Source organism: Novosphingobium sp. GW835-FHT14H07, from assembly GCF_058793515.1.
This window is the reverse complement of the sequence record NZ_JBXAFX010000004.1, coordinates 66,075-79,530: the sequence shown is the minus strand read 5'-3', so window position 1 is coordinate 79,530 and position 13,456 is coordinate 66,075. Positions and strand designations below refer to the sequence as shown.

Sequence of the window (13,456 nt, the reverse complement as noted above, 5' to 3'; positions counted from 1 at the left end):
CGTTTATGAGCCGGCAGGCTGGCCTGCAGGATCAACTCAACATGCCGACCGGCGCCGTTACGCCGCGCTTCTTGGCTTTGCGGTCATATCTTACTGACGGGTTCTTCATATTGACGAGCAGGTGCCCGGCAGGCGTGAAGTCCCCGTTCGCAGCATTGCCGAAGTTGGAGGCCGCCGTTCCGCCAATGGAAGTGCCGATGGCTCCGGGCGGCGGTGATTGCCCATCCATGATGTGATTATCCTGCAGTTTCAGAACCGGATCCGCACTTCCGGTGAAATATAATGCGCTCAACGCGTTATCGGCAACGAGGCTATATCCGTCAGCGACGTACGAGCCGTCTGTCCGGAATGTCAGGTCCTGAGTCGCGAACGAATTGTGGGCAACGACAACGTGGCTTTCGAAGCCAAGCAACTGGCTCTTGTAGGTCGCCCAGTTTTCGCCGTTGTGCCAGGCATTGTTGATGATCAGCATGTCCTTGATCGGCTGGCTTCCATTGCCAAGGTACAGGTTTTGTCCGATCATGCCGAATGTCGTGTTGTCGGCCACGACGATGTTCTCGTAGGTGTAGCCGGCAAAGTTGGCCTGGTACCAGTCGGCATGGATATCCAGCATCGTGATCAGGGTCAGCGGAGAAGTTCTTGCATCCGTATCGCCAAAGCTGGAGGATGACTTCAGCCCACTGGTAACCAGCAGCGAGGCGTTTCGTGTATCGTCGAGCAAGGTTGCGGTCCAGCCCGGCAGGGAGTTGAGCCAAGCCACCACGTCTGCGACATCGTAGTTGGTGCCTGCAGTGTAGAATGCTTCCGTGTTGTTGACCGTGAACGTGCCTACGGAAGTGCCAGTCACCTTCGCCGTAAACGTCCTTGCCGAACCACTCTTCGTGCCGGAAAGGGTCGCGGAGGTCCCTGCGCCCGTATACTGAACTCGCAGGGACGGGATCTCGCTGGTAAAGCTCGAGGCGTCCCAGTCCTCGACGGTGTTTCCGATCACGCATCGTGACGTGGAAAGGCAATCACCATATCCGTGATGGATATAGCACCCTCGTACAAGATTGGCGAACTTTGCCATGTCGTTCGTCTGGGACATGTCGCATTCGGTAAACCATGGCGCGCCGCGTACGGTCCAAGACACCGGACGCCCGCCTTTTCGCCAGAGTGTTGCTCTACCGGCGGAATTCGTCATGACGACGCCATCAAGCCAATGATCGCGCAGGCCTTCGTTGTAGATCTCCGACATGTTCTGGAAATCGAGGGTGATATTGGCACCCTTGAAGCGTAGGCCGTCCATGCGAGTGCGTGCCGCAGCTGCGGTATCGGTTGTATAGGCTGGTCTGCCGATCGTTACTGGCACGCTCGCCTCGATGGTGACATATCCTTGGCATGCGAACGACGGCGATGACCCGACGAGCGAGTAGAAGCCCGGTTCGGTAAGCGTGATGCGCGGATTACCAAAGGCTTGTGTCTTGATGTACGCAAGTGCCGTCTGGATCGAGGGATAGCGACTGCCGGCAACCTGCGGGAGGCTGGGGGCTACCACCAGTTCCTTGTCGTGAACGACTGGCTGCGGGCTGAACTGATACGGCCCGATAACCCGACGCTGCATGGTCGGATCCTTCGGGATCGCCTCGAAATAGACGTGCGCATGGCCGTTGACGCCGTTGTGGCGCAGCCTCGTCCACCACCCGAAGTAGGAAACGCGCTTGCCGTTGGCATCAGTCAGGACCTGCCAACTGGGTTCCTTGATTTCGCTCGTCGAGCCTTCGTAGTGGACGACGACTTTCTCCAGCCCCATTTTGTCGAGAAGTGAGCCGTTGTGGTTCGCCCCTGCGTAGACTCCCACAAGGAGGCTGCTGGTGAAAAACTGGTTCGGCGGCACCAGCAAGCGCATGACCGGCTTGGCGGTCACGCGCGCTGGATCGACTGGGGGCGATGAAAAGCCCGATGCTGCGGTCCCTGCCCAGGCGTTTCCGGGCAGGATCGAGGTGACAAGAAGCGCGCCGAGGCCTTGGAGAACCTGTCGCCTTCTCATCATCCTCACGCCATGTCCGAACCCGCCCATTAGGCCATGCCCACCAGGTCTTGCGCTGTTGTTCCGGTCGCTTTGATCTGGGACGCTCTCACATCGATGATACCGCCGCTGGGCACGTTCTTGAAGATCACATCGGCTTCCCCGCGGTACGATCGCAGTACGATATCGCCACCGGTTCCAACATAGATACCTTTTGTAACCAATGGCAGGGGTGCCGTGTCGCTGGGTGTGATGGCGTAGCAATTGGAAGACGGCGAAACAGGGCTTTCTGCAAACGAAATGTCAGGCATGAGCGACTCCTGCTATGAACAAAAAGGGAACATTTGCGTAGCAGTGCCGTTATCGTGTAGGAAAGTTGTTTTTGCGCGCCGCTGAACGCTGCAGAATGGGCGGCAAATCTCGGACCGGTACAGGCTTGGCGAGCAACCATTTAGCTCCCTGTCCAAGACGGAATTGCTGCAGTTGCGAGATGGGCAAACAGAGGCTAAGGGTAATTGCGGATAGCGATGCGTCCCCGATACGCGCGCCGCTTGGACCCGAATTTTCTGCGGCCTGAAAAGGATTACGATGCCACGCTCTGATATCACCGAGAAGCTTGTCGAAATCATGGAAGACGTGTTCGACGTCGATGATTTGGAGTACCGGGACGAACTCAGCGCCGCCGACATCGAAGAGTGGGACAGCCTTTCCAACATCCGCTTCATGGTGGCAGTCGAAAAGGCATTCTCGATCCGCTTCAGCACCAGCGAGATCGAAGGTCTTCAGAATGTTGGCGAAATGGCTGATCTGATTTCCACCAAGCTCGCTTGAATACGCAAAAGCGCCCAATTCTGACAGGGTATTGGCTGGCATGATCGACCCGGCGTCACTTCCTTGGCTCCTTCCTGCGCCAGCGGATTTTCGGTCGAAGATGAAGGGCTTGCGCAAGTCTGCGGAATGCCCTCTGGCCGAAGCGCTCAAGCTGTCCAATCATGCCTTGGATCTTTCCCAGTTGGGTCAGTTGGGCAAACTGGTGGATGAACGTCGCGCCGACTTGGCGCGGCCGGGTCGGCTGCGCGCGCTGCGGATCGGCATCGCCGCTACGCATACGGCCGATCTGATGGCCGAGGCGCTCCCGTCCACCGGACTGCGGCATGGGCTTTTGATCGATACATTCCAGGTGGATTACGGGCAGACGGCGCAGTCGCTGCTTGATCCGAATTCAGCCCTCGCCGCAGCAAAGCCGGACTTCGTACTGCTGGCGCTCGATGCACTGGCGCTGGGCTTGGCGCGTCCCTTTTTCGACAAGGCAGAGGGTGAAGCGGCGGTCAATGCTGCGCTCGACTATGTCGCTTCGTTGCGAGACGGCGCCAAGGCCAACATTGGCGCTACGGTGGTTCTTCACACGCTCGCCCCGCCGGTCGAAACCCTCTTTGGCAGCTACGAGACGCGCGTTCCGGGGTCGGTGCGATGGATGATTGCCCGGTTCAATCAGCGTCTGGCAGAGGATGTAGCTGCCGAATCCGACTTGCTGCTCGATCTGGCGGCCATGGCTGAAACGGTGGGCCTGGCGCGCTGGCATGATCCGCTGCGCTGGCACGAGGCGAAGCTGCCGTTTGCTCTCGATGGTGTGCCGCTCTACGCAGACCATGTTTGCCGATTGCTGGCCGCAGCGCGCGGCCTGTCCCGCAAATGCCTCGTCCTTGATCTTGATAATACGCTGTGGGGCGGAATTATCGGCGACGATGGCGTCGAGGGTATCAAGCTTGGTCAGGGCTCCGCACGTGGCGAAGCGCACCTTGCGATCCAGTCACTGGCTTTCGATCTTCGCCGCCGGGGCGTTATTCTGGCAGTGTGTTCGAAGAACGAGGAAGCCGCAGCACTCATCCCCTTCCGCCAGCACGATGAGATGGTGCTCAAGGAGAGCCACATCTCCTGCTTCGTCGCCAACTGGACTGACAAGGCGACGAATCTCAAGGCCATTGCCCAGACGCTTAATATCGGTGTCGATTCCCTTGTGTTTCTCGACGACAATCCCGCCGAACGTGAGCGCGTGCGTCAGGAACTGCCTGAAGTCGCGGTCCCTGAAGTGGGCGACGACCCGTCGGACTACGCTAGGATTCTAGGGCTGGCAGGGTACTTTGAAGCAGTCGCCTTCGGTGAGGAAGATCGCAAGCGCGCGGACATGTATCAGGCCAACGCCCAGCGCGCATCGGCCATGCAGAAAGTCGGCAATCTCGACGAATATCTGGCGTCGCTTGATATGGTCTGCACGATCCTGCCCTTCGATGACCTCGGCCGCGCCCGAATCGCCCAGCTTGCCAACAAATCGAACCAGTTCAATCTCACCACCCGCCGCTACACCGAGGCGGAAATCGGTATGATCCAGGCCGATCCTGCAAAGTTCACGATGCAGGTGCGTCTGGTCGATCGCTTCGGCGACAATGGCATGATTTCGGTAGTGATCTTCAATCGCGGGCAGGACTCCTGGCACTGCGACACATGGTTGATGAGCTGCCGTGTGCTGGGACGCCGTGTCGAGGAAGCAGTACTCGCGCACGTTTGTGCAGCCGCCCGTGCTGCTGGTGCGACGCGGTTGACCGGCGAGTGGATTCCGACACCAAAGAACGCCCTGGTCGAGAAGCATTTCGAAAAGCTGGGCTTCACCTTCGAAGGCGACAGGCCAGATGGCGGAACGCTGTGGTCGTTGCAACTGGCGGATTACGATGCGCCAACTCTCCCCATGAAAGTCGACTCCGGGGAGAGCGTGGCGTTCCCCGGCGAGTTGCAAGACGCACAGGCAAAGGCAGAGGCGCAAGCATGAGTACAGATCTTGACGCACTGCTCGCCGGACGTCCGGCATTGGCCCGGTTGACGAACCTGGTCACTAGTGCCTGGCCGGCTCACGCCGATTATCTTGCCACCAGCTACGGGGCCCGCACGCCCGCCCTGCTCGACACGAGCGAAGCCATGGCGGAGGTGGTGCTCAAACTTGCCGGCAATCGGGCCGAAAAGGTGGCCGAAGACTATCGCTGGCTGTGCGATCAAATTCGCGAGGAGGAAATCAACTTCGCACGGACCGACGCCTATCGCTACTCGACGTTCGCCGAGACCAACGCGAACGTCTATTCCGATGATGCGTTCATGGAACGCTACATGCACGGCCTGCTGTTCAGCCACGTGCTGTGGTACATGCACCTGTCGAGCCTCCACTTCTTCCGCGGTCGTCTTGCAGCGCGGGTGAAGCCGGGCGGCAAGGCAATGGAGGTAGGCTCCGGCCACGGCCTGCTGATTTATCTGGCGCTGACCGAACTCGGCATGTCCGAAGCGGTGGCCTGGGATATCAGTCCGATCTCGCTCGAACAGACGCGCGAGGCCTTGACCCTGCTCGGCACGGCGGACCGTGCGCGCTATGCCATCCAGGATATGCACAAGGTTGAGCCGGGCTCGGAGAAGTTCGATCTCATCATCCTCAGCCATCTGCTGGAGCACCTTGAGCAGCCGGTCGAAGCCTTGCAGAAGATGCGCAATGCTGTTGCCAAGGGTGGCTATCTTTTCGTCAACGTGCCGCTGAATGCGCCCATGCCGGACCACCTGCAGTTGCTGCGCAATCCCGATGATGCAGTGCGGATGCTGACCGACGGAGGCTTTCGCGTTCTTGAGATCGCGTCGCATACGACGCAGGCAGCCACCCTGCCACGCGCTCTCAAGCGCAAGATTGCAGTCACCTGCTCGATCATAGCCGAACCGGCCTGACGGTGGCTTGAGGGGCGGGGACATGCAGTTCAATTCGATAGGCTATATCTTCGCCTTCCTGCCGATCGTTCTGCTGGTCTATTACGGGTTGGCGCTCTCGCCCCTCGCTGCGGCGCGACGACCCGTCCTCATCCTGGCAACGCTTGTCTTCTATGCGTTCGGAGGATCGGAGTTCATTCCGCTTCTCCTTGCCTCGGTCACGCTGAACTTTGCCGCTTCACGCATCATCGATCGCGTCAGGGACAAGCCGGAGAAGGTGCGCGCCGCCGCGATCGCCGTTGCCGTTCTCGGCAATCTGCTGCTGCTCGGCTACTTCAAGTATTTCAATTTCCTGCTCCGAATCCTGAACGGGCTGTTTGCCTCCGGGTTTGAAATCGAACGTGTCGCACTCCCGCTCGGGATATCGTTCTTCACCTTCATCCAGATCGGGTATCTGGTAGATGTCAGCCGTGGCCGCTTCCGCGCTGCAGGCCCGCTCGATTACGCGAATTTCGTCCTGTTCTTTCCGCAGTTGCTTGCCGGCCCACTCGTGCTGTTCCGGGAAACCGCACCCCAGTTGGCCGAGCCGGTAAAGCGCGGAGCCATCGGCAGGAACATCCTGATCGGGCTGGTGATTTTCGCGATTGGCCTGTTCAAGAAGACGGTGATTGCCGATACTGCCGCGCTCTATGCGGACCCAGTGTTTTCAGCCGCGCGCAGCGGAACCGTAACCGGTTTTCTCGACACTTGGATTGCAGCCCTTTGCTATACCGCGCAGGTCTATTTTGACTTTTCAGGTTATTCCGACATGGCGATCGGGACCGCCAGGATGCTCGGCGTCGTCTTGCCCTTGAACTTTCATTCGCCGCTGCGCTCGCAAAGCATCGTCGAGCTTTGGCGCCGCTGGCACATCACCCTTGGTCGATGGGTGCAGAGCTACGTCTTCCAGCCGATTTCGATGCCGCTGGCACGCTTTGCCGGGGGGCGTAACTTCGGCGATCTTGGTGCGCTCGTCTGTGGCGTCATCATCCCGACCATCATCTCCATGCTGGTCGTGGGCATCTGGCATGGAGCGGGTTGGACTTTCGTGCTGTTCGGGCTGATGCAGGGCCTTTACATGGCCACGAACGAACTGTTCGCTCTGCTGCGCAAGGATGTTCGCAAGGCCCGACGCAAGGCCAAGCTGCCTGAGCCGCGCTGGCGAAAGCCGCTGGCACAGGCGGCAACCCTGCTGGCCTTCGTGGTCGCGATCATCCCGTTCGGCTCGCCGGCCCTCAAGCCGGCCGGGCGCATGTTCCTGGGCATGGCCGGCAGCGGCGGCTGGCTGAATCTGCCTGAAGCCTGGCCCCTGGGCTTGGCCGGCGCAATTGCCTGCGTGATCGCGCTCTATCTTGCCGTCTACCTCGCGCCCAACACGCAGCAGATCATGGGGCGGTTCGAACCCGTGCTTGAGTGGGCCAAATGGCGCAAGACCGATCCTGCAGGTGAGGCAATCGAATGGCGCATGAGCCGGGGCTGGACCTTGGCTGCGGCGTTGGTGCTGTTCCTGGGCGTCGCCTTCATCATGCGCGGAAGCGCCAAGTTCATCTACTTCAACTTCTGAGGGGCCACAGACCATGACGGACCAGCCCCAGAACGTCGAAACGCCGGTGGAGCGGAGCCCGTGGGGCTTGCTCGGGCTCCTGCTGGCAACATTTTTCGCCCTGAACGCAGCAACCTTGTTGCTCCCCCATGATCCGTACATCCGCTACCAGCAACTGCTGCCCACGCTGCAGTATCGCGCGGTCTGGGGATATGAACGCATGGCGTTCGACAAGACGCCGATAGACGTCGCCATCATCGGCAATTCCCGCCTGCAGGCCGCGATCAGTTCGCCCGCCCTCGAAGACCGCCTCACCCGCGAGCTCGGCAGGCCGATCCATGTCGCCAATCTTTCGATGCCGCAGGAAGGGCAGAACGTTCACTACGTGATTGCCCGCCAGCTTATGCGCACCCATCCCGAGGTGAAGCTGATCATTTTCTCCGCGATCGAGCAGATGCCGCGCGAAGGGCACCCCGCGTTCCGCAACATCGCCGAGGCAAGCGATCTGGTAAGCGCGCCGGTGCTGCTCAATACCGAGTACTTCAGCGACCTGTCCTACGTTCCCTATCGCCAGATGTCGCTGTTCGTGCAGACGCTGTTCCCCGAAGCCTTCGGCAATCACGTTGCATTCGATGCCGCCAACTACATCGGCCCTCGCTTCGATTCGACCAGGTCCTTCGATACGCCGACCGGTGGCCACGTTGACCGTGACGGCATCCACACCGCCGAAGAACTCATGCCGGATGCGCGGGTGCGGGCAACTTCGATCACCCCGCCGCTTCTGCCGGCCTGGGCCAAGGATCAGGAGTTCGCCAAGGAGCGCTTCTATACCCGCGAGATCGCCGATTTGGCCAAAGCCAACGGCACGCGGCTGGTATTCCTCTACACGCCGATCTTCCACTTCGAGATGCCGGTTCAGGACGCCGATTTCTATACGGCGCGAGGGAGCCTGCTCGAAGCGCGCTTCCTTGCAGCCGATCCCCGGAATTTCTCCGACTATGGCCACGTTAACCGCATTGGCGCAGCAAAGGTAACGCAGTGGCTGGGTGACCGCATGGTAGAAGCGGGCTGGCTGGGCCAACCCGCGGGAAAGGATGACCGTTGATGTTCGAGGCGTACAAGCTGCACCACGTCGGCGTAGTCCTGCCATCAATGCAGGACGTTGACGAACATCTCGAGACGTTCGGTCTGGTCGAGGACTATCGAGGCTATGTCGAGCCTTGGCACAGCTGGTGCATTTTCACCAAGCCGGCCGCCGGGGGAACCGCAGTCGAACTCGTCGTGGCAGATGACGGCCCGCTCCTGCGTTTCAACAAGGGTGCGGGCGGTGTTCACCACTTCGCCTACGAGATTGACGATTTCGATGCGGTGGCGCGGTGGTGTGAAGAGCGCCAGTTGCGGCTGCTGGAACCTGCGCCGATCAAGGGGGCGGGAGATTTCTGGTGCAATTTCATCCACCCGGTTTCGACCCGGGGCATCCAGATTGAATTCGTTCAGCCATGGAAGTGACGGACATCGTCACTGTTTCACTGCCTAAGCAGGACTACCCTGCCGACATCCGGACACTTACCTCCTTGCGCTGGCTTGCTGCGGCGTGGGTTGTCCTGTTCCACTGGTCCAATTACTTCCCGGAGAGTGGCCTCAAGTCGCTCGCGGTCGTGAAATATGGCTTTCTCGGCGTGGACTTCTTTTTCATCCTGTCAGGCTTCGTGCTCGCCCACGTTTACATGGCCAGGCAGGAACAGGGGCGTCTGGATTACTGGAACTTCCTCAGCCGGAGGATTGCGCGGATATACCCCATGCACGTGTTGATGCTGGTGGTAATGGTCGTGTTCGGCATCATTTCCACAAAGGCGAACTGGTCCTTCACCGAGTGGGATCCCGGCCGGTTCGTTCATTTGCCACGGGGCGAACTGCTGCGTGAGACCATCGGCAATGTCCTGCTGATCCACGCCTGGGGTGCAGGCGATGCCTTGTATTTCAATAAGCCATCTTGGTCCATCAGCGCTGAATGGTTTGCCTACCTGCTTTTCCCATTGGTGACGGCTGTACTGGCCCCGGCCGTGCGCAGGCCGGCACTCGTGCTGGCTGCGCTGGCTATCGGCATCGTGCTGTATTTCTACGCGGTCAGGGCGGCGATCGGACTCGCGGTCTTCTCGATGACGTGGAACGTCGGAATACTGCGCATCCTGCCTGAATTTGTCCTCGGCGTCGCACTCTATCGTTTCGGGATGCGGCACAGCGCGGGGCGGTCAGCGACGCTCGGCTTCTTCGCAGCCGTGGCGGCGATGCTGGCGTCTGTCCTTTTGCGCCTGCCATTGCCGGTCATCGTTCTGACGTTCGGTGCTTTGATACTGGCAGCGGCCGATGCCGAGAGGAATGGCGGATTGAAGGCTGCCTGCACACCGTTCCCGGTCTTGCTGGGAGAGGTGTCCTATGCGGTCTACATGATCCACTTCGGCTTCGGGATTGCCCTCTACGATCTCGTCTTGCCAGACTGGCAAGGGGCTGGTTCAGGGACGGCACTATTGCTCATCGCGGCGGGTATTGTCGCGGTTACCCTGCTCGCCTGGGCCGCGCATATCTGGTTTGAGCGCCCCGTTCGCGACTGGATCAACGCCAACGCGTCTCGGATCATGGGCCCTCGTCCGCAATCCGAACCCGCGGTTTAGCCGTCCATTACGCCTACTGGCAGCCCCAGCTTGTGCAGACGCTTGCGCACTCGCTGCAGGAAGCTTGCGCGCTGCCGCGAAGAGTTGGTCTGCACAAAGGGCCCGCCCGGCACCGCCACGTTCAGAAACGCGCCAAGCTTTTCCCACCCGTCGCCTTTCTCCAGCTCCATGACCAGCAAGTCCTGCGGACGGTCACGGAAATACTCCCGTACGGCTGAATTGTGCGCCTCGTAGACCTCTCGATAGCGCGCTTCATGCCCAACCGGAGCGGGCGCATCGTCACCATAGGTCAGTTGCTGGATGTGGTAGGGATTGGCGCCAAAGTGCCCCGCGATCGACTTGTACCACTTGTCGGTATTGCGGACCGTCAGGATGAATTTCGAACCAGGAAAGGCCTCATCCAGTTCGCGGTACATCAGCGGCCACGGCATATCCTCCACCGCATCGAAGTCTCGGGCGATGGCAATGCCCATCTTCACGTAATTCGCCCGCAGGTCGGCCAGGGTGTTCTTGCGTCCGAACACGCCGGTCACCCGGTAGCCCAGCTGCTCCAGCGCATCACGCATCGATGATGTCCCGGTTTTCTGGAAACCGATGCAGAATACTTTCGCCCGGCTCATGCGGCGCTGCCTCCCATGCGGCTGGCGTTGGTCAGTTCTTCAAGCACGGCATCGCCCCACGCATTCCAGTTCAGCACATCCTCGTACCGCTTGCGTGCCGCCGCTCGCATCAATGCATAGCGCGGCTGATCCAGCCAGATCGCATCGACAGCGTCCGCCACTTCCTCCGCGCCTGCCTCGAGTGGAAGCAGTAGGCCGGTCTCGCCATCCTTGACGATGGTGGTCACGCCACCGGTACGATAGCCGATACTGGGCACTCCAAAGGCGGCTGCTTCGCAGTAGACGAGGCCAAAGGCTTCCTCGGCGCTCAGCATGACATACAGCGCGGATCGCTCGAACAGGGTGAGGAGTCGCTCCCGCTCTTCCGGTACGCTCTTGCGCAGGAAACCGTGGACGGTCACGCCATCACGCCCGTGCGCTTCCGCAGGGTCCATGCCGACGATATGCAGTTCCGCTTCAGGGTGCCTTTTACGGATGCGGCCGAAGGACTCGAGCAGCAGCCTCCCGCCCTTGCGCTCCCAGTCCACCCCGATCCACAACAGGATAAGTCGGTCCTTCACTGTATCGAGCACCCGTCGGCCGGGATCGGCGTCGAGATTGGCCCCGATCGGAACAACGCGGACCCGGTCAGGCGCGATGCCATGTGCTGCGATGGCCGTGTCCGCTGCCCACTTTGACATGAGCGCAAGACGACGGTTGGCTGGTTCCAGAAACGCGCTTTCCAGCGCCATCGACCGGCGCCGCGTGGCACCGTCCATGCGCCGGAACTTCGCATAGTAATCCACGATCGAGCAGAACAGGGCATCGGAAACGAACACGATCGGCACTGACGATCTGATCCGGGCCAGCTTGTAGGCGCCACCGACGGCCAGGATCACATCAGGGCGGAACTGTTCCAGCTGGCGCTCTATCGCCCGCGCAAAGAGCCGTGTGATCAGAGGATTACGGGTGAGGTCGCGGCCCAGCCTGCGCACCGCACCGTTGACCTTCTTGAGCCAGCGATCGAGGCGCGGCGTTTCGAGAACCCTGAACTCCGAAACGCGCGGCCCGATCTGCTGCATCGCGTAATAAGGCGTTCCGCTCCATGTCCGCCGGTCATGCGGATCGCCCATCGCAACGAAGGCAACTCTCACGCTCGTGAACTCTCGTCACGCCGCCATTTTGCGCGTCGTCCTGTCAGTTTCTCGAACGCGAACAACGCGCGGCCGCCCAGTTTTATCGCCGCATAGGTCATGATCTGGCCAAGGGTGGCACCCTCTTTACGACTGGAGAGCAGCGAGCCACCGCTTGTCGTGCGTACAGCAAACGCTGTGGGGAACTTTGCGCGCAACTCGGCGTCACCGCGCCGGCGCCGTGCCTCGATCGAAAGCAACGATCCAAGGTCGCGAGGCGGAAAGACCGTAAAGGAAACCGCGTGGCCCTCGCGATCCTTCGCAATCGAGCGCCGCTGCTCCTCGGCAAAGCGGGAACGCACATAGCCATCATCCGCGATGATCGCCGGAAACTCGCCGACGATTTCCAGGCCCTCCTCGGACAGGCCAAACACCCCGGAACCCACCATGCCGCGTTGCACATAGGGCTGGCACTGCCAGACCTTGTAATAAGCCCGAACCGGGGCCGAACACCCGGCCAAGTCGATTACGATTCGCGGAGCGGCCGCATGGATGCCTGGTTCATCAAGCGCTTGCGCGACAGCTGCCAGATCGCGGTGCGTGACGAGGATGTCGGCGTCGACGAAGAACCTCGGGTAAGCTGTCGCCGCGGCATTGCCGGCATTGAGCGCAAGAGGCTTGGAACCCTGCGCCAGTTCGATCACCTTGCATCCTGGCGCTGCCGAGCGTGCCACGGCCGCCGTGTCGTCCGAACAGCCGTTGCACACCACGATGACCTCGGGCCGGGCCGGGTCGTCGTGAGCAAACCCGCCCAGCAGGCCCTGCAGCAACCGCGTGATCACGCGGCCTTCGTTGTGCGCCGGCACGATCACGGAATAGGGCGGAGCTGCCGACAGGCTCATCGCGACATGGCCCCCTTGGCCATTGACGCCACCCGCCTGAAATCCACTGCCATCCTGGCGGGGCGGTACCGGCTCGAAGCAACATCCTCGAGAAAGCGCGCCCGCCACTCGGCGTTCCGCTCACCGGATTGCTTTTCAGTCTTCTCCGAAACATCCAGCGCTGTGCTTGGCAAATCTATGTGCAGCAATGACGCCACGCGATCCACCGCAGCAGGCAGGTCCTTGCGAATGTCCTCGAAATCCATTCCGTCGAACGGCAAACCTGTCTGAGCAATCGCTGCCTGCCACGCAGCATTGTGGTCCACAAGTGTGCCGAGGCACCGGTATACCTGCTGGAAATCGTACTCGGGAACGCGACCATTGCCCTCCTGTCCCGAAATCCAGACACCGTTCTGCCGGGCAATAGCGAACGAAATGGCTTGCCCAACAAGATCACGCCTCCTGATATGGAAGAAGCGAGCGTCCGGGAACAGACCCAGCATGCGGTTGACGCTGCCGAACTGGCCGATGTGAGACCAGTGCACCTTAATCGCAAAAACCCCGTTTTCCGAGGTGCGCCGAGCCATGATTGCCCGGATTGCCTCAGGCATGTTCACGGTGCCTATGACCGACTGCCACCGCTGCAGATTGACTGGGTTCGCGTACTCGAAAGGTGACCCGAACAGCCCAGTGCCCTGCAATGCATGGCCCAGATAATGGCTCCCGCACCGCGGCGTGGATGCAATGATCAACGTGCGTCGCGTCGGCGCAGAGTTGGGAAAGTCAAAACGGTCTTCAAACTGGTCTTCGTAGAGTGCCATTTTTGTTCCGTTTGCCGACTTCCAA

At 60.5% G+C, this 13,456-nt stretch carries 13 protein-coding genes; 7 read left to right on the top strand and 6 right to left on the bottom strand.

All coding sequences use genetic code 11. The features are described from left to right. Positions 1 to 31: 31 nt before the first annotated feature. Together AC1Q5P_RS05345 and AC1Q5P_RS05340 are read right to left on the bottom strand one after the other, a co-directional pair. Positions 32 to 2,029 (bottom strand): hypothetical protein, encoded by a 1,998-nt coding sequence (locus tag AC1Q5P_RS05345; protein ID WP_492518356.1) that lies wholly within the window; start codon positions 2,027 to 2,029, stop codon positions 32 to 34. Between the two features lie 29 nt (positions 2,030 to 2,058). Beyond that, entirely contained in the window at positions 2,059 to 2,319 is a 261-nt protein-coding gene (locus tag AC1Q5P_RS05340; RefSeq protein WP_492518355.1) for a spike base protein, RCAP_Rcc01079 family, read from the bottom strand. A 277-nt stretch (positions 2,320 to 2,596) separates the two neighbouring features. On the opposite strand from AC1Q5P_RS05340, the gene AC1Q5P_RS05335 reads away from it, so the two are divergent. From AC1Q5P_RS05335 to AC1Q5P_RS05305, 7 genes are all read left to right on the top strand, one after another. Beyond that, positions 2,597 to 2,839: an acyl carrier protein gene (locus tag AC1Q5P_RS05335; RefSeq protein ID WP_492518354.1), complete on the top strand. Its 243-nt coding sequence runs from the start codon at positions 2,597 to 2,599 to the stop codon at positions 2,837 to 2,839. Positions 2,840 to 2,939: 100 nt separating this feature from the next. Beyond that, positions 2,940 to 4,832, top strand: a complete 1,893-nt coding sequence (locus AC1Q5P_RS05330; RefSeq protein ID WP_492518353.1) for an HAD-IIIC family phosphatase — start codon at positions 2,940 to 2,942, stop codon at positions 4,830 to 4,832. Next, positions 4,829 to 5,764 (top strand): class I SAM-dependent methyltransferase, encoded by a 936-nt coding sequence (locus tag AC1Q5P_RS05325; protein WP_492518352.1) that lies wholly within the window; start codon positions 4,829 to 4,831, stop codon positions 5,762 to 5,764. Before AC1Q5P_RS05330 ends, AC1Q5P_RS05325 begins: the two co-directional genes overlap by 4 nt. A gap of 22 nt (positions 5,765 to 5,786) precedes the next feature. Beyond that, on the top strand, positions 5,787 to 7,346 hold the full coding sequence (locus AC1Q5P_RS05320) for an MBOAT family O-acyltransferase (RefSeq protein ID WP_492518351.1): 1,560 nt from the start codon (positions 5,787 to 5,789) through the stop codon (positions 7,344 to 7,346). Positions 7,347 to 7,359: 13 nt separating this feature from the next. Continuing rightward, a complete protein-coding gene (locus AC1Q5P_RS05315) occupies positions 7,360 to 8,430 on the top strand; it encodes a hypothetical protein (RefSeq protein ID WP_492518350.1) in 1,071 nt (356 codons plus the stop codon). Then, positions 8,430 to 8,834 (top strand): VOC family protein, encoded by a 405-nt coding sequence (locus tag AC1Q5P_RS05310; RefSeq protein ID WP_492518349.1) that lies wholly within the window; start codon positions 8,430 to 8,432, stop codon positions 8,832 to 8,834. The genes AC1Q5P_RS05315 and AC1Q5P_RS05310 overlap by 1 nt, the downstream gene beginning before the upstream one ends. Continuing rightward, positions 8,825 to 9,997, top strand: coding sequence for an acyltransferase family protein (locus tag AC1Q5P_RS05305; protein WP_492518348.1), 1,173 nt, complete (start codon positions 8,825 to 8,827; stop codon positions 9,995 to 9,997). The genes AC1Q5P_RS05310 and AC1Q5P_RS05305 overlap by 10 nt, the downstream gene beginning before the upstream one ends. Here the strand turns inward: AC1Q5P_RS05305 and AC1Q5P_RS05300 are convergent. Genes AC1Q5P_RS05300 through AC1Q5P_RS05285 form a run of 4 tightly spaced genes read right to left on the bottom strand, consistent with a single transcriptional unit; the run spans position 9,994 to position 13,431 of the window. Then, a complete protein-coding gene (locus AC1Q5P_RS05300; protein WP_492518347.1) occupies positions 9,994 to 10,617 on the bottom strand; it encodes a sulfotransferase family protein in 624 nt (207 codons plus the stop codon). The two genes, AC1Q5P_RS05305 and AC1Q5P_RS05300, sit on opposite strands and share 4 nt — an antisense overlap. Beyond that, complete coding sequence (locus AC1Q5P_RS05295; protein ID WP_492518346.1) at positions 10,614 to 11,750, bottom strand: glycosyltransferase family 4 protein; 1,137 nt, start codon at positions 11,748 to 11,750, stop codon at positions 10,614 to 10,616. The genes AC1Q5P_RS05300 and AC1Q5P_RS05295 overlap by 4 nt, the downstream gene beginning before the upstream one ends. Further along, positions 11,747 to 12,631, bottom strand: coding sequence for a glycosyltransferase family 2 protein (locus AC1Q5P_RS05290; RefSeq protein ID WP_492518345.1), 885 nt, complete (start codon positions 12,629 to 12,631; stop codon positions 11,747 to 11,749). The genes AC1Q5P_RS05295 and AC1Q5P_RS05290 overlap by 4 nt, the downstream gene beginning before the upstream one ends. Further along, positions 12,628 to 13,431 carry a Stf0 family sulfotransferase gene (locus tag AC1Q5P_RS05285; protein ID WP_492518344.1) on the bottom strand — a complete coding sequence of 268 codons (804 nt, stop codon included), beginning with the start codon at positions 13,429 to 13,431 and terminating at the stop codon, positions 12,628 to 12,630. Before AC1Q5P_RS05285 ends, AC1Q5P_RS05290 begins: the two co-directional genes overlap by 4 nt. Positions 13,432 to 13,456: the final 25 nt, after the last annotated feature.